This is a genomic window from Pseudomonas sp. UV AK001 (genome assembly GCF_046097675.1).
GTDB lineage: Bacteria > Pseudomonadota > Gammaproteobacteria > Pseudomonadales > Pseudomonadaceae > Aquipseudomonas > Aquipseudomonas kribbensis.
Genome location: NZ_JBJUVZ010000007.1, coordinates 354,919 through 381,454, shown reverse-complemented (window position 1 = coordinate 381,454; position 26,536 = coordinate 354,919). Strand labels below are relative to the sequence as shown.

The window sequence follows — 26,536 nt, the reverse complement described above, 5'->3', positions numbered from 1 at the left end:
TTCTATTTCTGCTTATCCATTGAACGCGCCAGATCTAGCCGAGGTTTACTCGCCAAATCAATGATGCTTTCCATCAATCCCCGATAAACCATTCCCATTTGTGCATCCAGTTCATACAGACTTTTATCAGCACAAATGGTGTTTTCGACGACGTTTACCGTTTTTGTACAGTCCATTCCGGTCGCCATTGCCTGCTGGAAAAACAGCAGAATGCCAGCGGACACGATGTAGCGTCCTTTGATGTACACGATCCAAGCCTTTTATGAGGGGGAGCAGCCGAGCAGGCCAGTTGTTGCATAAGGAATCTTGAAGTGTCTGCTTCAGAGAACGTCACTTCTGGCCGATAACCCGATCGGCACTTGCAATCTCATCGGCTGCGCATGAAATCGCTTGATAGCATTTAGCCTCCAGTTATTATCTGCGCGCTTGTGAAAGCCCTCGGTTCTTCTACTTCAATTGTCTGGAAATCCTCGATGCTGTCGTATCACCAAAAGAGTTTTCTGATCGTCGATGATTTCTCGGATTTCCGCAGTTCCGTACGCTCGATGTTGCGCGAGTTGGGCGTCAAGGACGTGGACACCGCCGACACCGGTGAGCAGGCGCTGAAAATGTGCGCGCAGAAGTCCTACGATTTCATCCTTCAGGATTTCCACCTGGGTGACGGTAAAAAAAATGGTCAGCAGGTATTGGAAGACCTGATGATGGAGAAGCTGATCAGTCACGAAGCCGTGTTTGTGATGGTCACCGCCGAGACCAGCCAAGCGATGGTGCTCAGTGCCTTGGAGCATGAGCCGGACGCCTACCTGACCAAGCCGTTCAACCGGATCGGCCTGGCTCAACGTCTGGAACGTCTGGAACAGCGTAAAACCCTGCTCAAGCCGATTCTGCAGGCCCTCGATCGCGGCAAACCGGTCGAGGTGCTCAACGCCTGTATTGCTCTGTGCAAGCAGGACATCCGCTATTCACCCCTGTGCCTGCGCTATCGCGCCGATGCCTTGCGCGACATGAATCAGAACGAAGCGCTTGAGCGTCTCTACGACAGCATCATCGCCGACCGGCCGTTGCCGTGGGCCTTTGCCGGACTGGGCAAGTTGCTGTTCAAGCGCGGTCAGGTGGCCCAGGCCAAAGGCGTGTATGAGAAAGCCCTGAAAGTGTTTCCGATGATGCCGGCACTGTACGACGGCATGGCAGATGTCCTTGTGGCCGAAGGCGATACCAAAGGCGCACAGAGGACACTTGAAGAGGCGATTCGCCTGTCGCCGCTGGCGGTGCGCCGGCAAGCGTTGCTCGGCAAACTGGCAATGGCCAACGAGGATTTCGACACGGCGTCGCGGGCCTACCGTCAGGCTGTGGCGCAGGGTGCGCAGTCGCGCTTCAAGGATCCGGAAAGCAACCTGGGTCTTGCCCACGCGCTGATCAGCAAGGGCAGCGAAAAGGGCCTTGATACCCGCACGCGGCTGGAAATCAACACCACCCTAAGTGCAGTGGCCAAGGAAAACCCGACCGATCCAGGCCTGCAGATTCGGGCGCGCCTGATGAAGGCCACCAGTCTCTTGCTCAACGACGCCGAAACTGCCGAGAAGCTCACCGAGCAAGCGCTGATGCGTCTCGACGGCATGGAGCAGTTCATGAGTCCCGAGGCGGCGCTGCTGGTCGCCAAGCAATTGCAGATGCTGGGGCAGGCCGAGGCGGGTACGTCGATGCTCAAGAGCTGTGCGGAAATCTACGGTGATGACCCGACGGTAATGAAAGACATCGCCAAGCTCACCGACGACCCGACTATTCTCAGCTCCAGTAATGCCGCCGCCGACCTCAACCGTCAGGGCGTGCGTGTGTACAAGACCGGCAACCTGGTGGAAGCCCGCGAAGTATTCCGCAAGGCGCTGAAGATGCAACCGAAGAACATCAGCATTGCGCTGAACATGGCGCAGTCGCTGCTGCACGGCACCGACACCAGTGTGCCCTCGGCGGAGCTGGAAGAATGTCGGGCCTGCCTGAAAATGGTCGGCCTGATGCCCGACACCGACGCGCGTTATCCGCGTTATCAGAAGCTGAAAAGCAAGGCGTTTGGCGAATGAATCAAGACGAGCAGGCACTGGATTTTTCCACGGTGATCGCCTCCACCGTGCACGACATGAAGAACTCTCTGGCCATGCTGATGCAGGCCCACAGCCAATGGCTGGCGCGCCTGCCCGAGGACCAGCGTCAGGTGCCGGAGCAGGGCGTGATCGACTTCGAGTTCGCCCACCTCAACGGCATGCTGGTTCAGTTGCTCGGGCTGTACAAGCTCGGCGTCAACCAGATGCCGTTGCAGCCGGCGTATCACGAACTGGACGATTTCATCGAGGCGCAATTGGCGGCACATCAAGAGGTTTTCGCCAGTCGCGGCATCGTTGCGACTTACGAAGTCGACCCGCTCAGTCCATTGGGTTTCTTCGATCGTGAACTGATCGCCTCGGTGCTCGGCAACTGCATCAACAATGCGATCCGCTATGCCCGTGAATCGCTGCTGATCACCGTCAGCGACGAGGCCGGGCAACTGGTGTTGAGCATCAACGACGACGGCGACGGTTACCCGGTCGAGATGCTCGAGCGCCAGGCCGATTATGTGCAGGGCATCAATCACAGCAGTGGCAGTACCGGCCTCGGTCTGTACTTTGCCGGGCGCATCGCGGCACTGCATCAGCGCAACGGTGTCGGCGGTCGTACCGAGATCCGCAATGGCGGGCCATTGGGTGGCGGCGTGTTCAGTATTTACTTGCCCTGATTCACGGATTCATCGACTGGCATTCTTTTTGTTGGCCGCTGCTTGATATTCCGAACAGCTGAAGCCTATTTTGTCCGGGTCGCCGTTCGCGGCTCGCACAATAACAAGGATTGCGTCATGACAACCGATGGCCAGCGTTCACTCGCGCAGCGATTGACGGGCATTGATGAAATTGAATGTGTCACGCCGGATTTGAACGGCGTGCCACGGGGCAAGGTAATGACCGCCGAGGGTTTCCTCGAAGGGCGGCGTTTGCAGATGGCCCGGGGGGTGCTGCTGCAATGCATCATGGGGGGCTATCCCGCTGCGCGGTTCTACGGCAGCGATGACGGCGACCTCGCGCTGGTGGCTGACACTGCGCAGATCCATCCTCTACCGTGGAGCCAGGAGCCGCGCGCGCTGGCCATCTGTGATGCCGATGAGCTGACCGGCGAGAGCTCCAACCTGTCGACCCGTGGCCAGCTCAAGAAAGTCATTGCCCGCTACGCTGCCCTCGGCCTGGCGCCGGTGGTGGCGACTGAACTCGAATTCTTTGTATTCGCCCCGAACACGGATCCGACGCAACCGTTCCAGCCACCTGTCGGCCTCGACGGTCGTCGCGAGGACGGTCACTCTGCGTTCAGCGTCAGTTCCAACAACGGTCTGCGGCCGTTCTTCAGTGAAGTCTATAAATGCATGGCGGCCCTCGGACTGCCGCGCGATACCTTCATGCACGAAATGGGCGTCAGCCAGTTCGAGATCAACCTGTTGCACGGTGATCCGCTGTTGCTGGCCGACCAGACCTTCCTGTTCAAGCACCTGCTCAAGGAAGTCGCGCTCAAGCATGGCCTGACCGTGGTCTGCATGGCCAAGCCGCTGGCGCATACGCCGGGCAGTTCGATGCACATCCATCAGAGCATCGTCGAGACCGGCAGCGGCAAGAATGTGTTCAGCGATGAAAACGGTCAGCCGACCGCGATGTTCCGCCACTTTATCGGCGGGCAGCAGGCGGGCATGGCGGACTTCACCGCGCTGTTTGCGCCGAACGTCAATTCCTACCAGCGCCTGTGCCATCCGTTCGCCTCGCCGAACAATGCCTGTTGGTCCCACGACAACCGCGCGGCGGGTCTGCGGATTCCGGCCAGTTCGCCGGTCGCCCGTCGGGTCGAGAACCGTTTGCCGGGTGCCGATGCCAACCCTTACCTGGCGATTGCCGCGAGCCTGGCAGCCGGCCTGCATGGCATTGAGCATGAGCTGGAACCGAGTGCACCGATCCAGGGTGAATTCGAAGTGCCGGACAATCTTTCGCTGCCGTGTACGTTGCACGCCGCGCTCGAGCGTCTGAAGCGCAGCCAGTTGGCCAAGGAACTGTTCGGCAAGGAGTTCATCGAAGGCTACATCGCTTCGAAGACTATGGAGCTGACCAGTTTCTTTGATGAGATCACCCCCTGGGAACGGCGCGTTCTGGCAGCCCAGGCCTGACGAAATGTCGTCATCGGGCTATCGTTCGATAGCCCGACACTCACCGCAAGGAGCCGCTCGGAACGCCGATGCGCCAAATCTGGAAATCCTTTCGAGCGCTGTATTTCGCCTCGCTGATGATGTTGATCGGCTCGGGCCTTCTTTCTACTTATCTGGCGTTGCGCCTGGCGGCCGACCATGTCGACGGACTGTGGGTCGGTGCGTTGATGGCGGCCAACTATTTCGGTCTGGTGCTGGGCGGCAAGATCGGTCACCGGTTGATTGCCCGGGTCGGCCATATCCGTGCCTACTCAGCGTGTGCGGGCATCGTCGGCGCGGCGGTGCTCGGTCATGGCCTGGTGGACTGGCTGCCGGCCTGGCTGGTGCTGCGGACCATCGTCGGCCTCGGCATGATGTGCCAGTACATGGTGATCGAGAGCTGGCTGAACGAGCAGGCCGACGCCAACCAGCGCGGCGTGGTGTTCAGCGGCTACATGATTGCTTCGTATCTGGGGCTGGTGCTCGGTCAACTGATTCTGGTCATGCACCCGGGCCTGGGCCTGGAACTGCTGATGCTGGTCGCCCTGTGTTTTGCCCTGTGTCTGGTGCCGGTGGCGCTGACCCGGCGGATTCACCCGGCACCGTTGCATCCGGCGCCGATGGAGCCGCGTTTCTTTATCAAGCGCGTGCCGCAGTCGTTGAGTACGGTGCTCGGGGCAGGGTTGATCATCGGCTCGTTCTACGGTCTGGCACCGCTGTATGCATCGCAGCAGGGGTTGTCCACCGAGCAGGTCGGTCTGTTCATGGGTACCTGCATTTTTGCCGGGCTGCTGGTGCAGTGGCCGCTGGGCTGGTTGTCCGACCGTTATGACCGGGCCTTGCTGATCCGCTGCTTCGCCGGGTTTCTGGCTATAGCCGCATTGCCACTGGCGATCATGCCGCAGGTGCCGCTGGAGATTTTATTCATTGTCGGCTTCCTGTGCTCGCTGGTGCAGTTCTGCCTGTACCCGCTGGCCGTGGCGTTCTCCAACGACCATGTCGAAGGCGATCGGCGGGTGTCGCTGACGGCGATGCTGCTGGTGACCTACGGGGTGGGTGCCAGCATCGGGCCGTTGCTCGCCGGTGTGCTGATGAAAATGTTCGGCAGCCAGAGCCTGTATGCTTTCTTCACCTTTTTTGCCCTGGTACTGGTGTGGCGCATCCGGCCGAAAGCCGTGACCAATCTGCACCAGGTCGACGACGCACCGCTGCATCACGTGGCGATGCCGGACAGCATGTCCAGTTCGCCGCTGGTGGCGGCGCTCGATCCACGGGTCGACGAGCAAGTGGTGCAGGAGCAGATGCAGACCACGGTCGCACCTGAACCGGCACCCGAGGCCACCACTGAGCCTGAATCACCTGTGGACCCTGATGCCGGCAACGACAATCCTGCGCCGGACATCAGTGGCGCCAGGCCTTGATCCTGAAAAAACATCAGGCATAAAAAAACGGGCAGTCACCGCAAGGGGCTGCCCGTTTTTCATGGTGCGTACGAATCAGAGATCGTCTTTGTCGAAGCGCCGTGCTTCACGTTGCAACTGATAGACGAAACGCTCGACATTGCGCGCCGCCGGGCCGCTGATGTTGTGAAAGCGCAGGCCGGCGAAGGTGATGTTGAGTTTTTCTTCGAAGTGCAGGTAACGCAGCTCGACCGCTGCTGGCTGGTTGCCGAACAGCGGCGGGGCGATCAGGCGATCATAGACCTGGCCCAGTTGCAGACGGTCGGTGATGTCGCCTTCGAAACGCAGCTTGCAGCCAGTGGCGGAAATATCCAGCAGTTTGCCACCGATCGGCGACTTGAGCTTTTCGCCGCCCAGTTCGACGCTCACCAGATCGGTCAGCTTCAGCGCCGCGCGGAAGGCGTTTCGGCGCTGGTGATAGACCACTTCGGTGGGCATCTCGCCGACATAGAAGCGGTCACCGTCGGATTCCTTGATGTCCAGCGTGCCGTTGTATTCCCAGGCGATGCGCACGCCTTCGTGGAAGCCTTCGACCTTGAACGGCTCGCCGGCCAGCAGGAAGCGCTCGCCATCGCGCGGGATCATTTCGTCCAGGGCAATGGTGGCGGTTTCCCGGTCGACCTTGATCAGGTAGCTCTGGAAGCGCTGGCTGCGCTCGTGAAAGGTGATGATCAGCGGATCGTGGCTCTCTTGCAGCTGGCGCAGATTGCTGGAGATCTCCAGGGGCGTGGTAAGCACCTTTGGGGGCTGCGGAGCGTCATCATTGGACACGTTAAATCAATCTCCAGACAAATTTTGACTACGGCTGGCCAGTATTTTGCCAGCATGTATCGCGCGTTGATAGGGCGCAAGCATAGAAGAAAGCATCACGCCTGGCTGAGCGCGCGCGGTTTCTGCAGTTTGGAGAATGTGCCGCTGGCATCGTAGAGCGCGGGAGGCTCGCCACCGGTGAGGATTTTCAGCTGATTGGCCGTGGCGGCCTGCTGCATCACGATCGACTGGCCATTCTTGACGTTAGCCGCCTGGCACTGGGCGATCAGGTCCGTCAGGACTTCGCTCTGGCTCAGCAACTGCTCGCCGATGCTCGACTGGCTGGCCAGTTGTTCGAGGCCCTGGCGGTCGAGCGACAGATTGAGGCTGGCGAGGATTTCGCTGCGCTTGCGGCCATGCTGCTCGAGCAGAATGATCAATGCCTGTTTGCGCGCCAGAATTTCTTCCAGCAGGGGCATGTCGCGACCGTGCAAGGCGAGGGACTCGGTATGCAGTAACTCCAGCAGTTGTTGAGCTGGAGCAAAGTCGTCGGTGATCAGTTGCAATAAAGTAGTGTCGTGCATGGCTGGCCTTGGGTTTTAAGCGTCCAAAAGCCTGGCGCAGGCCGAGGCCTAGCGCTGGGCTTCGAAGTTGAGCAGTTTGCTGGCTACACGGTTGCTGTCGACTTTATAGCTGCCATCGGCAATCGCTGCTTTCAACTCGGCCACGCGGGCTTTGTCGACGGCAGGCTGATCGCGCAGCTTGTCAGTGACCTTCTGCAACTGTTGAGCCTCATTGCTGAGGTGTACCGATTCCCCGCTTTTTGCGGTACTGGCCTGTTCGGCCGGGGTATTCAGCGGCGCGGAGGTGCCGCTTTCGGCGGTTTCCTTGGGCGCGCTGGTACGTGTACTGCCCGTAAGTGACGAGGAGCTGTTCAAACGGCTGAAATCGATGACCATGTTAAAAACCTCTGGGAATTTGGACGCTTGCCATGTTCTCGGCCATCCCCTGGAAAACTTTAGGCTCTTTTACCAATGAGCCTGCATGCGCCGTACAGATCCTGCTGCGGCACAGTTTAGGGAACAGCCGGGGTCGGCGCCAGTTTTCTCCTAGCCTGTTTTACATGGCCACTTCCACCTGGCCCGGCGCCATGACCTGCGCCTTGATGACCCGTTGGGAATTGAGGTTTTTCACTCGAATCTGTTCTTTCAGGCCGCCATTGGACAGGGCTTCGCCCGGCATGCGCACGGCCAGTGTGCCGCTACGGGCGGTAATCACCACTTGATCGCCTTTGCGAACGACTTCCGCCTGTTCCAGATGCACAAGGGTAATCACCTGATCGGCGACCGTTGGTCGGGTCAATTTCTGCCCGATCGCCTCATCCACCGACGTCAGGAAGCCCTGATTGATCTGACTGACATCATGCTCGCGCAGGGTCACGTCCTGGGGCTCGATGATCCCGGCGCGCTTGAGCGGGCGAGTGGTGGTCACGACCTCGCGAAACAGGCGGACTTGAGCGGGTACGAACACGGTCCAGGGCGATGCGCCTTCACAACGGACCTTGACTGTCACTCGACCCAAAGGACGCCCCGGACTCTCCAGGGACGCTGTCAATTCCTTGTCGCACATAGGCATGCGCATGCGCGGATCGAGCTGCTTGACCTCGATTTCATAACGCCCTTCCGTTTGACTGGTGGCCAGATAGTCTTCTACGGTGAATTCAAGAAAGCCCTGAGTGACGCCGATAAGCATGTCAGGCAAGGTAACCGCATCAGCACTGGCAGGGCTGCCCGCAAAAAACAGGCAAACGGCGGACATCGCGCAAAGTCCTCTGCGGATAGGGGATGTCAGGCGTCGGAAAAATGTCGTTTGAGTGTTCATACGAGTTAAAAAGCAAGCGCCGTGCCGTTTAGCAATGAATGTGCGTCGCAACAACACTTGGCGTTGGTGTAGGAGTCTGGGCATGGCTGGTGTAATGGATTCGGTGAACCAGCGCACGCAACTGGTAGGGCAGAATCGCCTGGAGCTGTTGTTGTTCCGTCTCGACGGCCAGCAGCTCTACGGGATCAACGTGTTCAAGGTTCGGGAAGTGCTGCAGTGCCCGCAACTGACGTTGATGCCCAAGTCCAGTCCTGTCGTGTGCGGGGTGGCGAATATCCGGGGGGCGACCATTCCGATCCTCGATCTGGCAATGGCGACCGGCTCCGGTGCGTTGAAAGACAAGAACAGTCCGTTCGTGATCATCACGGAATACAACACCAAGACCCAGGGTTTCCTGGTGCGCTCGGTGGAACGTATCGTCAACATGAACTGGGAAGAGATCCATCCGCCACCCAAGGGCACCGGTCGCGATCATTACCTGACCGCTGTGACTCGGGTGGACAATCAGTTAGTCGAAATCATCGACGTCGAGAAGGTGCTGGCGGAAGTCGCACCGACGCCGGAAGCGATTTCGGTCGGCGTTGTTGATGTCGAGACACAGAGCAAGGCATTGTCGTTGCGGGTGCTGACGGTCGATGACTCGTCGGTGGCGCGCAAGCAGGTGACGCGTTGCCTGCAGACGGTCGGCGTCGAAGTGGTGGCGCTGAACGACGGCAAGCAGGCGCTGGATTACCTGCGCAAGCTGGTCGATGAGGGCAAGAAGCCGGAAGAAGAGTTCCTGATGATGATCTCCGACATCGAGATGCCGGAGATGGACGGGTACACCCTGACGGCGGAAATCCGCGGCGACCCTCGCATGCAAAAGCTTCATATCATCCTGCATACTTCGTTGTCGGGTGTGTTCAACCAGGCGATGGTCAAGAAGGTCGGTGCCGATGACTTCCTGGCCAAATTCCGTCCTGATGACCTGGCATCCCGGGTAGTCGACCGGATCAAAGCAGCAGATATCAGCTAGGGACTTTCCGTCCCTGGCGGTCAACACGATTTAAGAGGCGGCATCATTTGTCTACGGGTAATTTGGATTTCGAACAGTTCCGGGTCTTCCTGGAAAAAGCCTGTGGCATTTTGCTCGGTGAAAACAAGCAGTACCTGGTCTCGAGCCGTCTCAACAAACTGATGGAGCAGCAAGGCATCAAGTCCCTGGGTGAGCTGGTACAGCGCATCCAGACCCAGCCGCGCAGCGGTTTGCGCGAGCAGGTGGTCGATGCCATGACGACCAACGAAACCCTGTGGTTTCGCGACACCTATCCGTTTGAAGTCTTGAAGAACAAGGTGCTGCCCGAGGCGATCAAGGCCGCTCCCAACCAGCGTCTGCGGATCTGGTCGGCGGCCTGCTCGTCGGGTCAGGAACCCTATTCGCTGTCGATGTCGATCGACGAGTTCGAGCGGACCAACATCGGTCAGTTGAAGATGGGCGTGCAGATCGTCGCCACGGATCTGTCCGGCAGCATGCTGACCAACTGCAAGACCGGCGAGTACGACAGCCTGGCGATCGGTCGCGGTCTGTCCGCCGATCGCCTGCAGCGCTATTTCGACCCGAAAGGGCCGGGGCGCTGGGTGATCAAGGCGCCGATCAAGAACCGGGTGGAGTTCCGCTCGTTCAACCTGCTCGACAGCTACGCCAGTCTTGGCAAGTTCGACATCGTGTTCTGCCGCAACGTGCTGATCTACTTCTCCGCCGAGGTGAAGAAAGACATCCTGTTGCGCATTCACAGCACGCTGAAGCCGGGCGGTTATCTGTTCCTCGGCGCATCCGAAGCGCTGAACGGTTTGCCGGACCATTACCAGATGGTCCAGTGCAGCCCGGGGATCATTTACCAGGCGAAGTGACTGACACCGGCAATACAAAAAAGCGGGAGTCCTCAGGGGCTCCCGTTTTTTTATGCCTGAGGTTTTTTGCGGTGGCGGCAAGCGGCAGAAAAGCGGCATCCGGCGGAAACCCGTTGCCGCTTTTCTGGCATTGCCGCCTTGCCGATCCCCTGCAAAGCCCCGGAAACCGGGGCTTTTTAAAACTGGCACGACGCTTGCTATATCCCTGTTACGAAAAACCCGGTCACCTGAAGGTTCCCGACATGAGCATCAGCTTCGATAAAGCGCTCGGAATTCACGAAAAAGCCCTGGGCTTCCGCGCCCAGCGTGCCGAAGTCCTGGCCAACAACATCGCCAACGCCGACACCCCGAACTACAAGGCTCGGGATCTGGATTTCTCCAAAGTGCTCGAAGCACAGAGCCAGAAGAACGCCAACGGCACCATCGCCCTGAACATGACCAACAGCCGTCACATCGAAGCTGAAGGCCTGGGCAATGGCGACGAGTCGCTGATGTATCGCACGCCGATGCAGCCGTCGATCGACCAGAACACCGTTGACGCCCAGCTGGAACAGTCGAACTACGCGGAAAACGCCGTCGGCTTCCAGGCCAGCTTCACGCTGCTCAACAGCAAATTCAAAGGGCTGGTGTCAGCCCTGCGCGGAGAGTAATCCATGTCCCTGTCCAGCGTTTTCAACATTGCCGGCAGCGGCATGAGCGCCCAGACCACGCGTCTCAACACCGTGGCTTCGAACATTGCCAACGCCGAAACCGTCTCGTCGAGCATCGACCAGACCTATCGCGCCCGTCACCCGGTGTTCGCCACCATGTTCCAGGGCGGCCAGAGCGGCGGCAGCAACTCGCTGTTCCAGAACCAGGACGCCGCAGGCCAGGGCGTGCAGGTGCTCGGCGTGGTCGAAGACCAGAGCAACCTCGAGGCGCGCTACGAGCCGAACCATCCGGCCGCCGACGCCAAGGGCTACGTCTACTACCCGAACGTCAACGTGGTGGAAGAAATGGCCGACATGATTTCTGCGAGCCGTTCGTTCCAGACCAACGCCGAAATGATGAACACGGCCAAAACCATGATGCAGAAGGTACTGACCCTCGGTCAGTAATAAGGGGCGACTGCCATGAGTGTTACCGATACCACCAGCAGCCTGAGCATGAAGGACATCCTGGCGAACTCGTCGAAAAAGACCAGTTCGACAGCTGATGGCATTGCTTCGGCCACTAACAGCTCCACCGGCGGCCAGACCCTGGGCAAGGACGCGTTCCTGCAACTGCTGGTGACCCAGCTGAAAAACCAGAACCCGCTCGACCCGCAGGACAACAGCGCATTCGTTGCCCAGCTGGCGCAGTTCAGCAGCCTCGAGGGTATTACCACTCTCAACAGCACCGTGAGTTCTCTGGCCGGCAACTACAACTCGTCGCAAGCCCTGCAGGCTTCGTCGCTGGTCGGCCGCAACGTGATCGTGCAGACCAACTCGGTCCAGCTCGACGATCCGAGCAAAGGCATGACCGGCTCGGTCACCGTTCCGTCGTCGATTGCCGGCGGTACTGTCACCATCAGCGACAGCAGCGGCACGGCGATTCGCACCATCGACCTGGGCAGTCGCGCCGCAGGCGCCGCGAGCTTCACCTGGGACGGCAAGGACAAGGACGGCAACCTGGTCAAGACCGGTACCTATACCGTCAAGGCCAACGCGTCGATCAATGGCACCTCGACCGATATGGCGACCTACCTGCCGGCCACCGTTACCAGCGTGACGATCAGCCAGACCGGTGGCGAGCTGATGCTCAACCTGTCCGGCAAGGGCACCGTTGCCCTGTCCAAAGTACAAACCATTGGTATATAGAGCCGACTAACCGGCACAAAGGAGTGGAATATGTCTTTCAATATCGGCCTTAGCGGTCTCTATGCAGCCAACAAGCAACTGGACGTGACCGGCAACAACATCGCCAACGTCGCGACCGCCGGTTTCAAATCGTCCCGTGCAGAATTCGAAGACGTCTACTCGGCGACTCGCCTGGGTAGCGGCAGCAAGGTCATCGGTAACGGCGTGCGCCTGGCCAACGTTTCCCAGCAGTTCACCCAGGGTGACATCAACAACACCGGTAACGTGCTGGACATGGGCATCAACGGCTCCGGTTTCTTCACCATGAGCAACAACGGCTCGATTTCCTATACCCGTGCCGGTACGTTCAAGGTCGACGACAAGGGTTTCATCACCAACACAGACTACACCTCGCGCCTGCAAGGTTATGGCGTGGATGCCAACGGCAAGATCATCAACGGCGTACTGACCGACCTGAAGATCGACACCTCGAACCTGGCGCCGAAGTCGACTTCGTCGGTGACGTCGACCATCAACCTGAATTCGTCGGAGAAGCCGATCGACCAGACGGCGTTCCCGTTCGATCCGGCCAAGCTCGAGTCGTACACCAAGTCGTTCAGCACGCCGATCTATGACACCCAGGGCAACTCCCACGTCATGGATCAGTACATGGTGAAAACCTCCGACAACACCTGGAAGGTTTACACCCTGGTAGACGGACGCAACCCGGATGCAACCGGCAGCAACCCGGTCACTACGCCTCCTGTCGCGTCGACCCTGACGTTCGACAGCGCAGGCAAATTGGTGCAGGTCAGCACACCAAACCCGGCGGACCCGGCCAACCCGATCATCAGCAGTGACTTGAAGCTCACTAACTGGAAACCGGGCACCGTAACCAACGGCGTCTTTACACCTAACGGTGCAGCAGCCAACCCGAATGGTGTGACCATTTCCCTGGCCAAGACCACTCAATACAACGCTGACACCGCGCGTTCGATCCCGACTCAGGATGGTTATGCCACCGGCCAGATCACCAACCTGACCATCGACGGCACCGGTACCCTGTTCGCCAACTTCAGCAACAACCAGAACAAGGCGATCGGCCAGGTTGCGCTGGCCAGCTTCACCAACGAACAAGGCCTGCAAGCGATCGGCGGCACCAGCTGGAAGGAAACCTTCGCGTCGGGGGTTCCGGGTTATGACGCTCCGGAAACCGGTACTCTGGGTTCTATCCAGTCCAACTCGCTGGAAGAATCCAACGTTAACCTGACAAACGAACTGGTAGACCTGATCAAGGGCCAGAGCAACTATCAGGCGAACGCCAAGACCATCTCCACTCAGAGCACCATCATGCAGACCATCATTCAGATGACCTGATATCGATGCTTTGTAAAAAGCTGTAACGGAAAGCCCCTCTTTGAGGGGCTTTCTAGTTTAATGCGCGCGCCGGGGCCACTCGCCCGCAGCATTCGCATTTGCGCTGGCGTATTCACACGCCTGCTCACGCTATACCCGGGCGCCAATGAGCGGTTCGCCCAACCACAGACAGGGATGTAACGATTACTTCATGGTTTTTTTCTCTCGCTCCCGAATCGTGTTCGGGACGCTGCCCGTTATTGCCTTGCTGGTCTGGTTTGTATGGGGCCAGGGCTGGGGCACCACTCCAACGAAATTCCTGACAGCGACCGTCACTGTTGAAGATCTGGAAGAGACCGTATTGGCCAGTGGTACGGTCAAACCCTTTCAGCAGGTCAGCGTCGGCGCACAAGTCAATGGGCAACTCCAGAGTCTGAAAGCCGGGTTGGGCGATACGGTGCGCCAGGGCCAGCTGTTGGCTGAGATCGACCCGTTGTTGCCACAGAATGAATTGCTCAAGTCCCGGGCTGCGTTGCTCAGTGTCCGGGCGCAATACAAAGCCCGGCAGGCGATGATCCGCCAGTACGAACTTGATTTTCGTCGCAAGCAAAGCCTGGTTGCCCGTGACGCCGGATCGCGGTCCGATCTGGAAATTGCCGAGGCACAGTTGCAAAGTTCACGGGCCGAGCTGGCATCCCTGGCTGCGCAGATTTCCCAGGCGGAGATAGAAATCAGGATTGCCGAAGTCAACCTCGGATATACGCGGATCAGTGCGCCGATGGACGGCGAGGTCATTGCTGTGGTGACCAGGCAGGGCCAGACCGTCGTTTCCGCACAGAGTGTCCCGACATTGCTGATACTTGCCCGTCTGGACCGGATGACGGTCGAAGCACGAATCTCGGAAGCGGACGTGGTTCGGGTCAAGGCGGGCCAGACCGTGTCCTTCAATATTCTGGGTGATCCGGACCGGCGTTTTACCAGCCATATACGAGCGGTAGAACCGGCGCCCGAGTCCATTGCCCGGCAGGATCAAATGCAGGGTGGCGGTGGCTCGACTGCCGGTGGCGCCGATGCCGCGGTGTATTACAACGCGCTGTTTGACGTACCCAATGACGATCGTTCGTTGCGCACCTCGATGACGGCGCAGGTCAGCGTTCTGCTCGACTCGGTGCCCAAAGCCACAACGGTCTCGGTGGCTGCCCTGGGCAAGCGTGTCGCTGATGGTCGCTACGAAGTGCGCCGACTGGTTGATGGTCGGGCTCAGACGGTGCTGGTGACAACCGGGTTGCGAAATGACCTGAACGTTCAGGTGCTGGACGGGCTCAAGGAAAATGATGAGGTCGTTATCGGCGAAGAGCCCGAGCCTCGATGAGCAGCGCCGATAATTTTCACGGCTGGACGCCAGGCCCCGTGAAAGACGAGCTGCCGGTCATGCCGTTGTTGGCTCTTGAGGGCGTGCAGCGTTGGTTCGCCGATGGTGAGGCTCGGACTCATGTGCTGCGTGACGTGAATCTGACCATCGCCGCTGGTGAAATGGTAGCGATCGTCGGGCCGTCCGGCTCTGGAAAATCCAGTCTGATGAATATCCTCGGATGCCTGGATCGTCCCTCTGCTGGCCGCTACAGCATCAACGGTGCCGACATGGCCGGAATGAATAGCGATGAGCTGGCGACGCTGCGTCGTGAGCATTTCGGATTCATTTTTCAGCGCTTTCATTTGCTGTCGCATCTGAGTGCGGAGGCCAACGTTCAGGTGCCGGCCATTTACGCCGATCAGCCGTTTACCGAGCATCGGCAAAAGGCCAGGGGGCTGTTGCAGCGTCTCGGGCTGGGTCAGCGCATGCTGCATCGGCCAGGACAACTTTCCGGTGGACAGCAGCAGCGGGTCAGCATTGCCCGTGCCCTCATCAATGGCGGCGCGATTGTTTTGGCCGACGAGCCCACCGGCTCGCTGGATTCGCGCAGTGGCGAGGAGGTGATGGCGATCCTGCGCGAGCTGCATCGCAGCGGTCACACGATCATTATCGTGACCCATGACTCGCAGGTGGCGCAGTGCGCAGACCGCATCATCGAAATCCATGACGGCGAAATTGTCAGTGATCGTTTGAATGCCGACCGCAAGGTGCTGGCGGCGCCGGTCACCGAGCCAGGCGACAGCCCGCACACCAAGGGGGACGACGCGACAGCGGTGCATTGGCGCCGCTTCAGCGAGGCCTTCAAGATGGCCTGGATCTCTCTGCGCAGCCATCGCATGCGCACATTGCTGACCATGCTGGGGATCGTCATCGGTATTGCCTCGGTGGTTTCGGTGGTAGCGCTGGGGCAGGGCGCACAGACCCGAGTGCTGCGTGATATCAGTGCGATGGGCACCAATACCATCGATGTTTATCCGGGCAAGGATTGGGGGGATGAGCAGGCAGCTTCAATCCGGACATTGCAGCCCGTCGACTTGCGGATCATCCAGGCGCAGTCCTGGGTAGACAGTGTTTCTGCGATGGTCAGTGGCAGCCGGACGATTCGTTACCGCAATCTGCATGTCAGTGCCACGGTCAATGGTGTCAGTCAGGATTACTTTCAGGTGATGGGCATCCGCGTGAGCCAGGGCGCCATGTTCAATGCAAGTGATGTGGTACGGCGCGCTCAGACGCTGATCATCGACCACAACACTCGACAGCGGCTGTTCAAGGACTGGGAGCAACCGCTGGGCAAAGTCATCCTGGTTGGTGGCCTGCCTTGCACGGTGGTGGGGGTCATGGAAAGTCGCGATGACGGTTTTTCAGGGCCGAGCCTGCAAGTCTATTTGCCTTATACGACGGTGATGGGGCGGTTGTTGGGGCAGAGCCATTTCAATTCGATCAAGGTTCGGCTCAAGGAGCAGGTTGCCAGTCCTGCAGCAGAGCAAGCGCTGCAGACATTGTTGGTGGCACGTCATGGGCGCGCGGATTTCTTCCTCAGCTCCAGCGACAGCATCCTTAAAATCGTGCAGAAAACCACGGACACCCTGACGCTGCTGATCTCTGCCGTGGCGTTCATTTCACTCTTGGTCGGTGGTATCGGGGTGATGAACATCATGCTGGTATCGGTCACCGAGCGCACCCGGGAGATTGGTATCCGCATGGCCGTCGGCGCGCGGCGCGCGGACATCCTGCAGCAGTTTTTGATCGAGGCTGTGCTGGTCTGTCTGCTGGGGGGCTTGCTGGGTGTCCTGCTTTCGTTGTTGATCAGCCAGGTGTTCGGCTACTTCGTGCAGACAATCGTTATGGAGTTCACCGCTTTGGCCATGATTTCAGCGTGCTTGTGTTCGCTGCTGGTCGGAGTGTTGTTCGGTTATATCCCGGCGCGCAATGCCGCCCGGCTTGATCCCATTCAGGCGTTGTCCCGAGAATGAAGTACATGAAACGCAAGTGGATATGGGCATTGCCATTACCTTTGTTGTTGGGGGGCTGTAGCGCTCTGCTGCACAGCGAGTACCGTCAGCCGGAAGTGAAGACGCCGGCCTTCTGGTTTGGTGACGCATCCGGTGAGCGGTCATTGAGTGTGCGAGATCGATGGTGGGAAACGTTTGATGATCCACGTCTGAACGCCTTGATCGACGACGCCCTGGCGCGCAATAACGATCTTGCAGTTGCTGCACTCAGAGTGCGTCGGGCAGCGCTACAGGCAGGACTCACCGGCACCAATATCACGCCCGATCTGGACGTGGGGGCGGGAGCGGACTGGAGCAGGAATCTACATCGAGACAATTCAGGCCAGCGTCGGTTTACCACGAGCTCTTCGGTGCGTTACGAAGTCGACTTGTGGGGGCGGCTGGCGAGTACGCGCGATGCCGGGCAATGGGCGCTGTTGGCGACCGACTTTGATCGGCGTGCCAGTGCGCTGAGCCTGGTGGGTACGACGGCGCGCCTGTATTGGAAAATCGGCCTGTTCAGCGAACTGACCCAATCAGCGCGGGAAAGTATCCGGTACGCCGAACAGACGTTGGAACTGGTGCAGTCCCAGCGTCTGGCGGGTGCGGCGACCGGGCTTGAAGAGGCGCAAGCCGAGCAGGTCCTGGCCACGCAGCGTGCTGTATTGAGCGATTATCTGCAGCAACTTGAAGTGGCGCGCAACGCGCTGGCTATTGTCTTTGATCAGGCGCCCGAGCATCGATTTGCAGAACTTGTGCAGTTACCTTCGACGACTTTGGCGAGTGTGCCGGCAGGCTTGCCGGCTGATCTGGTTGATCGACGCCCGGATCTGCAGGCGGCCGAGTGGCGATTACGCCAGGCGCTGTCGAACTATGACGCAACGCGTGCCAGTTTCTATCCTGCGTTCACACTGACTGGCGGTCTGGCGACTGGCGGTAGTCGGGAGTTAAGCCAAGTACTCAACAACCCTGTCGGACTATTGGGCGTTGGTATCAGTCTGCCGTTTGTTCAGTGGAATGTTCGCAAGTACACAGTGGGTATATCGGCGGTGGATTATGAGGTGGCGATAATCGATTTTCGCCAAAGTCTTTATGTCGCGCTGGCGGAAGTTGAAGATGCGCTATCGGCGCAAGTGCAGTTTGCTGATCAGGGGATGCGGCGAGAGCAGGCTCTGGCCGCTGCAATAAAAGCCGAAGGGTTGGCCGAAATTCGTTATCGCAGCGGGCAAACGGGTATCAAGGAGTGGCTGGATCTGCAAGAGAGCCGTCGTGCTGCGCAAATTTCACTGGCGCAGAATCGCTTCGAGCGACTGCAGGCGCAAATGGGGCTGTATCTGGCGCTGGGCGGAGGCTTCGCGCGTTAATTTATTGCGCAGACAAACGTTAACTTGTTGGAACGTTATTTTTAATTAAGGAAGATTGTGTCGCGTGTCTGGTTTTAGTTAGCGTATTTCTTTGATTCAGATCAATTTTTATATGCAGTTGAAGTTGTAGGGTTTTGTGTGTCTGTTGAATTGTTGTGGATTTATTTAACCGGAAAATAGTTTTGGTTGTTGCTGTTTTCTTTGTTGTTTTTAATTGTTTCTCAATGTAAGGTGCGCGCTCTTTCATCAGGGTCTTGATGAAGGGGTGAGTGTTCGGTTGCAACGCTCTTACTGTTGTCTCGGGTTGTGTCGGCAAGATGATGAACTATGAAGTTATTGCGCTGACGGCCGTTTGAGACATTTATTTGAAATGGAGATCGTTATGTCGCTGCGTATTGGTTTTGGTCTGACTTTGGCCGCAAGTTTGCTGTTGGGTGCAGTCGTTGTTCAAGCTGCTCCGGCTTCCTGGTGGCTTTATGAGTCGGCTTCGACCGGCCGTACTATGTGCAGCAACGTTCCGCAAGCCAGTGGCTGGGTTCGTGTTGCCGGTCCTTACAATAACGGCGGCTGCCGATAGTAAGCACCAATAAGGAGGTTCCTTCTGTGAAGGGGCCTTTTTTGTATCGGCTGAACACAGTTCGTTAGAGCCTTGGTGTTTGGCAGACAAAAGAAAACCCCCGACAAACCAGAAGTCTGTCGGGGGTTTTCTTTTGTCTGGAGGAATCAGGCGTCTCGCAACGCCCGATTCAGCTCAGCTTATTGGCAAGCTTCGCAATCCGGCTCGTCGATGGCGCAGGCCTTCGGTACTGGAGCAGGGCCGGCTGGCGCTGCCAGGACCGAATCGTCACCGTGGTTGCCGCCGCTGGAAACAGCGTTCAGCTTGCCGGTGTTGATGGTCGACTTCTCGGTGCTGGTCGCGGCCAGGGCACGGAGGTAGTAGGTGGTTTTCAGACCACGGTACCAGGCCATGCGGTAGGTCACGTCCAGCTTCTTGCCCGATGCGCCGGCGATGTACAGGTTCAGCGACTGGGCCTGGTCGATCCACTTCTGACGACGGCTGGCGGCGTCAACGATCCACTTGGTGTCCACTTCGAACGCGGTCGCGTAGAGCTCTTTGAGTTCTTGCGGGATGCGCTCGATCTGCTGAACCGAACCGTCGTAGTACTTCAGGTCGTTGATCATGACCGAGTCCCACAGACCGCGAGCCTTCAGGTCGCGAACCAGGTACGGGTTGATCACGGTGAATTCGCCCGACAGGTTCGATTTCACATACAGGTTCTGGTAGGTCGGTTCGATCGACTGCGATACGCCGGTGATGTTGGCGATGGTTGCGGTCGGTGCGATGGCCATGATGTTCGAGTTACGGATGCCTTTCTGTACACGGGCGCGAACCGGTGCCCAGTCCAGGGACTCGGTCAGGTCGACGTCGATGTACTTCTGGCCACGTGCTTCGATCAGGATCTGTTGCGAATCCAGTGGCAGCACGCCTTTGGACCACAGCGAACCCTGGAACGTCTCGTACGAGCCGCGCTCGTCAGCCAGGTCGCAGGACGCCTGGATCGCGTAGTAGCTGACCGCTTCCATCGACTTGTCGGCGAACTCGACGGCAGCGTCGGAACCGTAAGGGATGTGCTGCAGGTACAGCGCGTCCTGGAAGCCCATGATGCCCAGGCCGACCGGACGGTGGCGGAAGTTGGAGTTCTTCGCCTGCGGTACCGAGTAGTAGTTGATGTCGATCACGTTGTCGAGCATGCGCACGGCAACGTCGATGGTGCGCTTGAGTTTGGCGGTGTCCAGCTTGCCGTCGACGATGTGGTTCGGCAGGTTGATCGAGCCCAGGTTGCAGACCGCGATCTCGTCCTTGTTGGTGTTCAGGGTGATCTCGGTGCACAGGTTCGAGCTGTGAACCACGCCGACGTGCTGCTGCGGGCTGCGCAGGTTGCACGGGTCCTTGAACGTCAGCCATGGGTGGCCGGTTTCGAACAGCATCGACAGCATCTTGCGCCACAGGTCTTTGGCCTGGATGGTCTTGAACAGCTTGACCTTGCCCGGGTACTCGGTCAGGGCTTCGTAATACTCGTAGCGCTCTTCGAAGGCCTTGCCGGTCAGGTCGTGCAGGTCCGGTACTTCGGACGGCGAGAACAGGGTCCACTTGCCATCATCGAAGACACGCTTCATGAACAGGTCAGGGATCCAGTTGGCGGTGTTCATATCGTGGGTACGACGACGATCATCACCGGTGTTCTTGCGGAGTTCGATGAACTCTTCGATGTCCATGTGCCAGGTTTCCAGGTAGGCACACACAGCGCCTTTGCGCTTGCCACCCTGGTTAACGGCAACGGCGGTGTCGTTCACCACTTTCAGGAACGGAACCACGCCCTGGGACTTGCCGTTGGTGCCCTTGATGTACGAACCCAGTGCACGAACCGGAGTCCAGTCGTTGCCCAGGCCACCGGCGAATTTCGACAGCATGGCGTTGTCGTGGATCGCGTGGTAGATGCCCGACAGGTCATCCGGAACGGTGGTCAGGTAGCAGCTCGACAGCTGTGGACGCAGGGTGCCGGCGTTGAACAGGGTCGGGGTCGAAGCCATGTAGTCGAACGAGGACAGCAGGTTGTAGAACTCGATCGCACGGTCTTCTTTCTGCTTCTCTTCGATCGCCAGGCCCATGGCCACGCGCATGAAGAAGATCTGCGGCAGTTCGAAACGCACGCCATCCTTGTGGATGAAGTAACGGTCGTACAGGGTCTGCAGGCCCAGGTAGGTGAATTGCTGGTCACGCTCGTGGTTGATCGCCTTGCCCAGTTTTTCCAGGTCGAAGGAGGCCAGCACAGGGTTCAGCAGTTCGAACTCGATACCTTTGGCGACGTAGGCCGGCAGTGCCTTGGCGTACAGGTCGGCCATCTCGTGGTGGGTCGCGCTCTCGGCGACGCCCAGGAAACCCAGGCCTTCGGCACGCAGGGTGTCCATCAGCAGGCGGGCGGTCACGAACGAGTAGTTCGGCTCGCGCTCGACCAGGGTACGGGCGGTCATTACCAGCGCGGTGTTGACGTCGTTCAGGGCCACGCCGTCGTACAGGTTCTTCAGGGTTTCGCGCTGGATCAGGTCGCCGTCGACTTCAGCCAGACCTTCGCAGGCTTCGGTGACGATGGTGTTCAGGCGGCCCATGTCCAGCGGCGCGAGGCTGCCGTCGGCGCGGGTGATGCGGATCGACGGGTGCGCCTGAACCGGAGCATCGGCGGTGGTGCGGGTGGCGCGTTCCTTGGAACGGGCGTCGCGGTAGATCACGTAGTCGCGAGCCACTTTCTGCTCGCCGGCACGCATCAGGGCCAGTTCGACCTGGTCCTGGATTTCTTCGATGTGGATGGTGCCGCCCGAAGGCATGCGACGCTTGAAGGTCGCGGTGACCTGTTCGGTCAGGCGGGCAACGGTGTCGTGGATTCGCGACGAAGCGGCAGCGGTGCCGCCCTCAACTGCGAGAAACGCTTTGGTGATAGCGACGGTGATCTTGTCATCGGTGTAAGGAACGACAGTGCCATTACGCTTGATCACACGCAGTTGGCCTGGCGCGGTGGCAGCCAGATCCGAATTCGAATCGGCGGCCTGCGGCAAGGTGCCCTGCGGGTTCTCGCGAGTTGTGTCGGTTTGCATGGGTGTCTCCACGTTCTCTATGTTTGTTTGGGCACCATCACGGTGCCCACCGTTCCGTCCTGAAGCACTACGACCGGCCAGCGCCGGGTAACGACTTCGGGACAGTTCAGGAAGTGGGCCTTGTGGGCGCCGCTTCCATGCCGAAGTCTTCGGTCCGCGCGATACGCGTGAAACCGCATTCCTTTCGGGGAGCAGTTTCGGACTGCAACACCCGTACCGTTTACGCCGTGATCGGCTGAAAAACGGTAGCCATCCGCAGGCGCGGTTTGGGCTTCTGAAAATACGTTTGGTTCAACCCGACAATGGCAATAAAAAGCCTTGAATTCACTGTCCGGTTTGTGTTTGGTTTTTGGCGCGAACCCCTACATGTAGGGTTTTTTTGGGCGCGGGCTACAAGATAATGCGTTTTGGGGGGCGATTGCAACGGACAGCCTGTGGATAACCCTGTGCGTAAATTGTGTGCGAAACAGGGAAAACCTTTGTAGGCCGTGAACCTGCTGAGCTAGACCGTTTGTCACTGTTTTTTCGCCGGGAAAAACGCTTCAGCGGATTTTTAAGGGCGCGAACCCTATCACAAAAAACGGCCTTGTCCGAACGCATTTACCGACTTGTGTTCTCGCTGTACGCCGTTTATACAATCGGCCCTGACACACGCATTCTTATCCTCCTTAAAGATGACAAAAAGACGGGAGGATCCTTCCTTTATTCGCAGCATCGGCAAGCAGAGGTCACCCGTGGAGCAAGAAGCCTGGCAGGTATTGATAGTCGAGGACGACCAGCGTCTGGCCGAACTGACCCGCGAATACCTGCAAGCCAACGGATTGCGCGTGGAGATCGAAGGCAACGGGGCGCTGGCGGCGGCGCGGATCATCAAGGAACAGCCGGATCTGGTGATCCTCGATCTGATGCTCCCCGGTGAAGACGGCCTGAGCATCTGCCGCAAGGTGCGCGACCAGTACGACGGGCCGATCCTCATGCTGACCGCGCGCACCGACGACGCCGACCAGATCCTCGGTCTCGACATCGGCGCCGATGATTACGTGTGCAAACCGGTGCGCCCGCGTCTGTTGCTGGCGCGTATCCAGGCGCTGTTGCGACGCAGTGACGCACCGGAGCCGGCGGCGGGCAAACCTCGCCGTCTGCAATTCGGCCCGCTGGTGGTGGACAATGCCTTGCGCGAAGCCTGGCTGAGCGACAGCGGCATCGAGTTGACCAGCGCCGAATTCGATCTGCTGTGGCTGCTGGTGTCCAACGCCGGACGCATCCTGTCGCGGGAAGAAATCTTCACTGCGTTGCGCGGCATCGGCTACGACGGCCAGGACCGCTCGATCGATGTGCGCATCTCGCGCATCCGCCCGAAAATCGGCGACGACCCCGATCACCCGCGCCTGATCAAGACCGTGCGCAGCAAAGGTTATCTGTTCGTGCCTGAAGCCTGCGTAGAACTGCCGCTGTGAATTCGATCTTCCTGCGCATCTATGGCGGCATGTGCGCGGCGCTGATTCTGGTGGCGGTGCTCGGCGTACTGGCGCTGCACCTGCTTAACCAGGTACGCAGCGAGCAATACCGCGAACGTCTGGCCCACGGCACGTTTTCGCTGATGGCGGACAACCTGCAACCGATGAACGAGACCGAGCGCCACCGCGCCTTGCTGGTCTGGGAGCGGCTGCTGGGGATTCCGCTGACGTTGCAGACGTTCACCCAGACCGATCTCGACCTCACCCAGCGCACCCGCGTGCAGCGCGGGCAAGCCCTGGTGGAGCAGACCGGGCCGCATGCGGCAAAGGTTTATCGACTGGTCAGCGACAAGGAGCAGTTGGTGCTGGTCGGCGAGGTGCAACAGATCAGCGAGCAACTGGCCCGGGCGACCATTTATCTTTTGGCTGATGAACTGGTGCGGGTGCCGGTGGGTGAACAACCCAAACGCCTGGCACAACTAAAGGAAGAAAAAGGATTCGGCTTCGACCTGCGACTGGTCACCGTGGATGAGGCCGACATGGATGAAGACCAGAGCCGTCGCGTCTCGGAAGGCGATACGGTGATGGCGCTGGGCAAGGGCGGTGATTCGATCCGGGTGTTTGCCGGAATGGTCGGTACGCCGTGGGTTCTGGAAATCGGCCCGCTCTATCAGATGAATCCGTACCCGCCGCAATGGCTGGTGCTGATTGCCGCATTGGGTCTGACCCTGATCGGCCTCATCGTCTATTTATTGGTGCGTCAGCTCGAACGGCGTTTACGCGGCCTCGAAGCAGCGGCCACGCGCATCGCCAAGGGCAGTCTGGAAACCCGTGTGCCGGCCCGCGGCGCCGACTCGGTGGGCAAGCTGGCGGCGGCGTTCAACGGCATGGCCGAACATCTGCAACAGCTGCTGGCGATCCAGCGTGAACTGGTGCGCGCGGTATCCCACGAATTGCGCACGCCAGTGGCGCGCCTGCGATTCGGTCTGGAAATGATCGGTTCGGCCACCACTCCACAAGCGCTGGAAAAGTACCGCGAAGGCATGGACCACGACATCGAGGATCTCGACAAGCTGGTGGACGAAATGCTCACCTATGCGCGGCTGGAGCAGGGCTCGCCGGCGCTGACCTTCCAGCGCATCGACCTCGATGCACTGGTCAATCAGGTGATCGAAGAACTGGCGCCACTGCGCGCCGATGTCACGGTGCAACGCGGCTTGTGCCTGTCGGCGGCTGATTGCGACGATGCCTGGGTCGAGGCCGAGCCGCGTTACCTGCATCGGGCCTTGCAGAATCTGGTGGGCAACGCCATGCGCCATGCGCGCTCGAAGGTCACGGTCAGTTATCAGGTCGGGCAGATGCGTTGCCGGGTGGATGTCGAAGACGACGGCCCCGGTGTGCCGGAAAGTGCCTGGGAGAAAATCTTCACGCCCTTTCTGCGGCTGGACGACAGCCGTACCCGGGCGTCCGGTGGGCATGGATTGGGGCTGTCGATCGTGCGGCGGATCATTCACTGGCATGACGGCCGGGCGCTGATCGGCAAGAGCAAAAGTCTGGGCGGGGCGTGTTTCAGCCTGAGCTGGCCACGGAATCAGGAGCGGCGCTGAAACCGCTCAAGCCTGGATGCTGACCAGGCTCAACAACTGCCCGTCGTGTACGCCGAACTGTGCGTTCAGTTCGGTCCCGTTGCGCCATTCATTGGACAGGTCCGTCAGCAGGCGCAGCCTCACATGACCTTGCTCGGTCCACTCGAGCATTTCGGCGTGCTCGAAGTAGAAGCGCTGCTGGACGATCGGGTACAGCGCCTTGAACAGGCTTTCCTTTACCGAAAATGTCAGAGTCACCCACAGCGCCAGTTGATCGCGGGAACCAGCCGCCATGCGCTGCAACTCCGCTGGTGTCAGAATCTCCCCGGCCAGCCGTTCGGCCCGTTCGGCGTTGAGCAGGTTTTCCAGGTCCATGCCCAACCCGCGCCAGTGCTGTTTGTTGGCGACAATCGCCGCCGCCCGGCCGGTGCTGTGGGTGATCGAACCACAGATATGTGCCGGCCACACCGGTGCGCGATCCTCGCCAATGGCCGGGACACTGCCTGAGCCTTCCAGCTGCTCTAGCGCAGCCCGGGCGCAGACCCGCCCGGCGAGAAACTCCGCCTGACGCTTGGCCACCGAACGCTGGATGCTCGGCGGCGGCTCGATGGCGCTGCGGCGGAAGTCATCGCCGAGCAATTGCGACGGATCGAAGTGGGTGCTCAGCAGAACGGTGTCCGGCAGCACGGTCGGCAATGGCCAGTGGGCATCGAGCGGAGTACAGCAGGCGGGGAGGAGAGGACTGGAATTCATGGGGGGCATTTTGCCGGGTTGCTTTGAGGCTGGATAGTGCGCAGGTGTGGAACGTTCCCGCGCAGGGCGCGGGAACGAGTGGGCTCAGCCAAAGATTTTCTTGAAGAAGGCCTGCATGTCCGCCCAGGATTTTTCATCCGCAGCCTTGTTGTAGCCGATGTCCGGGCCACCGTGATCGCCGTGGCTCAGACGATCCGCGTCGGGGTTGGTGAAACCATGCTTGGCGCCGTCGAGGCTGACGAATTTATAGTCGGCGCCGGCCTTGTCCATTTCAGATTTGAATGCCGTGACGTTGTCGGCGGTGACCATGCTGTCCAGTGCGCCGTGTTCGACGAGGATTTTCGCCTTGACGCTGCCGGGCGTCGCCGGGGTCTTGGTGGCCAGTGCGCCGTGGAAGCTCACCACGCCGGCCAGTGGCACACCCTGACGCGCCGCATTCAATACCACGCCACCACCGAAGCAGTAGCCGATGGCGGCCAGTTTGCCGGTGTCGGTCTGTGGCTGTTTTTTCAGCAGATCGAGGCCGGCCTCGAAGCGTTTGCTGGCGGCATCGGCGTTCTGGGTGGCTGCCTGCATGAACGCCATCGCATCTTTCGGGTGCTCGGTGTTCTTGCCGTCACCGTACATGTCGATCGCCAGGGCGCTGTAGCCGAGGCCGGCGAGATCCCGGGCGCGGCGCTTGGCGTAGTCGTTCAGCCCCCACCATTCATGGACCACCACCACACCGGGGCGAGGTCCCTTGATCGCGTCGTCATAGGCGTAATAACCGATCAGTTTCGTGCCGTCGGCGCTCTGGTAAGGTATTTCCTGAGTCTTGATCGCCGCCGCGCTGAGGCTGCTGAAGGCGAACAGGGTGAGGGCAAGGAACAGGCGCATGATCGGGTCTCCTGACAATAAAAGGTCAAGACAGCCTAGTTCAT

At 59.4% G+C, this 26,536-nt stretch carries 24 protein-coding genes; 16 read left to right on the top strand and 8 right to left on the bottom strand.

Going from position 1 to position 26,536, the window contains the following annotated elements:
* Positions 1 to 2 precede the first annotated feature (2 nt).
* Complete coding sequence (locus tag ACKLNA_RS20775) at positions 3 to 248, bottom strand: hypothetical protein (protein ID WP_408986929.1); 246 nt, start codon at positions 246 to 248, stop codon at positions 3 to 5.
* 225 nt (positions 249 to 473) lie between these two features.
* On the opposite strand from ACKLNA_RS20775, the gene ACKLNA_RS20770 reads away from it, so the two are divergent.
* The 4 genes from ACKLNA_RS20770 to ACKLNA_RS20755 all read left to right on the top strand — a co-directional run bounded on the left by ACKLNA_RS20770 (position 474) and on the right by ACKLNA_RS20755 (position 5,667).
* Positions 474 to 2,078 carry a tetratricopeptide repeat-containing response regulator gene (locus ACKLNA_RS20770; RefSeq protein ID WP_085711011.1) on the top strand — a complete coding sequence of 535 codons (1,605 nt, stop codon included), beginning with the start codon at positions 474 to 476 and terminating at the stop codon, positions 2,076 to 2,078.
* Positions 2,075 to 2,767: a sensor histidine kinase KdpD gene (locus ACKLNA_RS20765; protein WP_085711010.1), complete on the top strand. Its 693-nt coding sequence runs from the start codon at positions 2,075 to 2,077 to the stop codon at positions 2,765 to 2,767. Before ACKLNA_RS20770 ends, ACKLNA_RS20765 begins: the two co-directional genes overlap by 4 nt.
* Positions 2,768 to 2,986: 219 nt before the next feature.
* Positions 2,987 to 4,228 (top strand): glutamine synthetase family protein, encoded by a 1,242-nt coding sequence (locus tag ACKLNA_RS20760; RefSeq protein ID WP_408986940.1) that lies wholly within the window; start codon positions 2,987 to 2,989, stop codon positions 4,226 to 4,228.
* 68 nt (positions 4,229 to 4,296) lie between these two features.
* Positions 4,297 to 5,667, top strand: coding sequence for an MFS transporter (locus ACKLNA_RS20755; RefSeq protein ID WP_408986928.1), 1,371 nt, complete (start codon positions 4,297 to 4,299; stop codon positions 5,665 to 5,667).
* A gap of 75 nt (positions 5,668 to 5,742) precedes the next feature.
* Here ACKLNA_RS20755 and ACKLNA_RS20750 read toward each other — a convergent pair whose 3' ends face one another.
* The 4 genes from ACKLNA_RS20750 to flgA all read right to left on the bottom strand — a co-directional run bounded on the left by ACKLNA_RS20750 (position 5,743) and on the right by flgA (position 8,337).
* Entirely contained in the window at positions 5,743 to 6,477 is a 735-nt protein-coding gene (locus ACKLNA_RS20750) for a flagellar brake protein (RefSeq protein WP_114884861.1), read from the bottom strand.
* Positions 6,478 to 6,572: 95 nt separating this feature from the next.
* Complete coding sequence (locus ACKLNA_RS20745; RefSeq protein ID WP_408986927.1) at positions 6,573 to 7,040, bottom strand: flagella synthesis protein FlgN; 468 nt, start codon at positions 7,038 to 7,040, stop codon at positions 6,573 to 6,575.
* A gap of 48 nt (positions 7,041 to 7,088) precedes the next feature.
* Complete coding sequence (gene flgM / locus ACKLNA_RS20740) at positions 7,089 to 7,415, bottom strand: flagellar biosynthesis anti-sigma factor FlgM (RefSeq protein WP_065258846.1); 327 nt, start codon at positions 7,413 to 7,415, stop codon at positions 7,089 to 7,091.
* Positions 7,416 to 7,575: 160 nt separating this feature from the next.
* Positions 7,576 to 8,337 (bottom strand): flagellar basal body P-ring formation chaperone FlgA, encoded by a 762-nt coding sequence (flgA, locus tag ACKLNA_RS20735; protein ID WP_408986939.1) that lies wholly within the window; start codon positions 8,335 to 8,337, stop codon positions 7,576 to 7,578.
* Between the two features lie 82 nt (positions 8,338 to 8,419).
* On the opposite strand from flgA, the gene ACKLNA_RS20730 reads away from it, so the two are divergent.
* From ACKLNA_RS20730 to ACKLNA_RS20685, 10 genes are all read left to right on the top strand, one after another.
* Positions 8,420 to 9,352 (top strand): chemotaxis protein CheV, encoded by a 933-nt coding sequence (locus ACKLNA_RS20730; protein ID WP_065258844.1) that lies wholly within the window; start codon positions 8,420 to 8,422, stop codon positions 9,350 to 9,352.
* A gap of 47 nt (positions 9,353 to 9,399) precedes the next feature.
* Complete coding sequence (cheR, locus tag ACKLNA_RS20725) at positions 9,400 to 10,227, top strand: protein-glutamate O-methyltransferase CheR (protein ID WP_007960327.1); 828 nt, start codon at positions 9,400 to 9,402, stop codon at positions 10,225 to 10,227.
* Positions 10,228 to 10,469: 242 nt separating this feature from the next.
* Positions 10,470 to 10,877 (top strand): flagellar basal body rod protein FlgB, encoded by a 408-nt coding sequence (flgB, locus tag ACKLNA_RS20720; protein ID WP_025112931.1) that lies wholly within the window; start codon positions 10,470 to 10,472, stop codon positions 10,875 to 10,877.
* A 3-nt stretch (positions 10,878 to 10,880) separates the two neighbouring features.
* Positions 10,881 to 11,324 carry a flagellar basal body rod protein FlgC gene (flgC, locus tag ACKLNA_RS20715; RefSeq protein ID WP_054593596.1) on the top strand — a complete coding sequence of 148 codons (444 nt, stop codon included), beginning with the start codon at positions 10,881 to 10,883 and terminating at the stop codon, positions 11,322 to 11,324.
* Between the two features lie 15 nt (positions 11,325 to 11,339).
* Positions 11,340 to 12,065: a flagellar hook assembly protein FlgD gene (gene flgD, locus ACKLNA_RS20710; RefSeq protein ID WP_408986926.1), complete on the top strand. Its 726-nt coding sequence runs from the start codon at positions 11,340 to 11,342 to the stop codon at positions 12,063 to 12,065.
* A gap of 30 nt (positions 12,066 to 12,095) precedes the next feature.
* Complete coding sequence (gene flgE, locus ACKLNA_RS20705; protein ID WP_408986925.1) at positions 12,096 to 13,421, top strand: flagellar hook protein FlgE; 1,326 nt, start codon at positions 12,096 to 12,098, stop codon at positions 13,419 to 13,421.
* 190 nt (positions 13,422 to 13,611) lie between these two features.
* On the top strand, positions 13,612 to 14,772 hold the full coding sequence (locus ACKLNA_RS20700) for an efflux RND transporter periplasmic adaptor subunit (RefSeq protein WP_408986924.1): 1,161 nt from the start codon (positions 13,612 to 13,614) through the stop codon (positions 14,770 to 14,772).
* 59 nt (positions 14,773 to 14,831) lie between these two features.
* Positions 14,832 to 16,787, top strand: a complete 1,956-nt coding sequence (locus ACKLNA_RS20695; protein WP_408986938.1) for a MacB family efflux pump subunit — start codon at positions 14,832 to 14,834, stop codon at positions 16,785 to 16,787.
* A gap of 5 nt (positions 16,788 to 16,792) precedes the next feature.
* Positions 16,793 to 18,169 carry an efflux transporter outer membrane subunit gene (locus tag ACKLNA_RS20690; protein ID WP_408986923.1) on the top strand — a complete coding sequence of 459 codons (1,377 nt, stop codon included), beginning with the start codon at positions 16,793 to 16,795 and terminating at the stop codon, positions 18,167 to 18,169.
* Between the two features lie 382 nt (positions 18,170 to 18,551).
* Positions 18,552 to 18,746, top strand: a complete 195-nt coding sequence (locus tag ACKLNA_RS20685) for a hypothetical protein (protein ID WP_408986922.1) — start codon at positions 18,552 to 18,554, stop codon at positions 18,744 to 18,746.
* Positions 18,747 to 18,925: 179 nt separating this feature from the next.
* Here ACKLNA_RS20685 and ACKLNA_RS20680 read toward each other — a convergent pair whose 3' ends face one another.
* Positions 18,926 to 21,820 carry a ribonucleoside-diphosphate reductase subunit alpha gene (locus ACKLNA_RS20680; RefSeq protein ID WP_114884855.1) on the bottom strand — a complete coding sequence of 965 codons (2,895 nt, stop codon included), beginning with the start codon at positions 21,818 to 21,820 and terminating at the stop codon, positions 18,926 to 18,928.
* 734 nt (positions 21,821 to 22,554) lie between these two features.
* Here ACKLNA_RS20680 and ACKLNA_RS20675 point away from each other — a divergent pair.
* Entirely contained in the window at positions 22,555 to 23,277 is a 723-nt protein-coding gene (locus ACKLNA_RS20675) for a response regulator (protein ID WP_085711000.1), read from the top strand.
* Positions 23,274 to 24,884 (top strand): ATP-binding protein, encoded by a 1,611-nt coding sequence (locus ACKLNA_RS20670; protein WP_248740072.1) that lies wholly within the window; start codon positions 23,274 to 23,276, stop codon positions 24,882 to 24,884. The genes ACKLNA_RS20675 and ACKLNA_RS20670 overlap by 4 nt, the downstream gene beginning before the upstream one ends.
* 6 nt (positions 24,885 to 24,890) lie before the next feature.
* Here ACKLNA_RS20670 and ACKLNA_RS20665 read toward each other — a convergent pair whose 3' ends face one another.
* Both ACKLNA_RS20665 and ACKLNA_RS20660 read right to left on the bottom strand, forming a co-directional pair.
* Positions 24,891 to 25,616, bottom strand: coding sequence for a 4'-phosphopantetheinyl transferase (locus ACKLNA_RS20665; RefSeq protein WP_408986921.1), 726 nt, complete (start codon positions 25,614 to 25,616; stop codon positions 24,891 to 24,893).
* 84 nt (positions 25,617 to 25,700) lie between these two features.
* A complete protein-coding gene (locus tag ACKLNA_RS20660) occupies positions 25,701 to 26,492 on the bottom strand; it encodes a dienelactone hydrolase family protein (protein ID WP_408986920.1) in 792 nt (263 codons plus the stop codon).
* Positions 26,493 to 26,536 lie beyond the last annotated feature (44 nt).

Coding starts and splice junctions, on each gene's coding strand:
- ACKLNA_RS20730 (WP_065258844.1), top strand. CDS start 8,420: ATGGCTGGTGTAATGGATTCGGTGAACCAGCGCACGCAACTGGTAGGG.
- ACKLNA_RS20660 (WP_408986920.1), bottom strand. CDS start 26,492: ATGCGCCTGTTCCTTGCCCTCACCCTGTTCGCCTTCAGCAGCCTCAGC.
- flgA (WP_408986939.1), bottom strand. CDS start 8,337: ATGAACACTCAAACGACATTTTTCCGACGCCTGACATCCCCTATCCGC.
- ACKLNA_RS20680 (WP_114884855.1), bottom strand. CDS start 21,820: ATGCAAACCGACACAACTCGCGAGAACCCGCAGGGCACCTTGCCGCAG.
- ACKLNA_RS20755 (WP_408986928.1), top strand. CDS start 4,297: ATGCGCCAAATCTGGAAATCCTTTCGAGCGCTGTATTTCGCCTCGCTG.
- ACKLNA_RS20665 (WP_408986921.1), bottom strand. CDS start 25,616: ATGAATTCCAGTCCTCTCCTCCCCGCCTGCTGTACTCCGCTCGATGCC.
- ACKLNA_RS20745 (WP_408986927.1), bottom strand. CDS start 7,040: ATGCACGACACTACTTTATTGCAACTGATCACCGACGACTTTGCTCCA.
- flgC (WP_054593596.1), top strand. CDS start 10,881: ATGTCCCTGTCCAGCGTTTTCAACATTGCCGGCAGCGGCATGAGCGCC.
- flgD (WP_408986926.1), top strand. CDS start 11,340: ATGAGTGTTACCGATACCACCAGCAGCCTGAGCATGAAGGACATCCTG.
- ACKLNA_RS20770 (WP_085711011.1), top strand. CDS start 474: ATGCTGTCGTATCACCAAAAGAGTTTTCTGATCGTCGATGATTTCTCG.
- ACKLNA_RS20690 (WP_408986923.1), top strand. CDS start 16,793: ATGAAACGCAAGTGGATATGGGCATTGCCATTACCTTTGTTGTTGGGG.
- ACKLNA_RS20685 (WP_408986922.1), top strand. CDS start 18,552: ATGTCGCTGCGTATTGGTTTTGGTCTGACTTTGGCCGCAAGTTTGCTG.
- ACKLNA_RS20695 (WP_408986938.1), top strand. CDS start 14,832: ATGCCGTTGTTGGCTCTTGAGGGCGTGCAGCGTTGGTTCGCCGATGGT.
- flgB (WP_025112931.1), top strand. CDS start 10,470: ATGAGCATCAGCTTCGATAAAGCGCTCGGAATTCACGAAAAAGCCCTG.
- ACKLNA_RS20765 (WP_085711010.1), top strand. CDS start 2,075: ATGAATCAAGACGAGCAGGCACTGGATTTTTCCACGGTGATCGCCTCC.
- flgM (WP_065258846.1), bottom strand. CDS start 7,415: ATGGTCATCGATTTCAGCCGTTTGAACAGCTCCTCGTCACTTACGGGC.
- flgE (WP_408986925.1), top strand. CDS start 12,096: ATGTCTTTCAATATCGGCCTTAGCGGTCTCTATGCAGCCAACAAGCAA.
- ACKLNA_RS20700 (WP_408986924.1), top strand. CDS start 13,612: ATGGTTTTTTTCTCTCGCTCCCGAATCGTGTTCGGGACGCTGCCCGTT.
- ACKLNA_RS20760 (WP_408986940.1), top strand. CDS start 2,987: ATGACCGCCGAGGGTTTCCTCGAAGGGCGGCGTTTGCAGATGGCCCGG.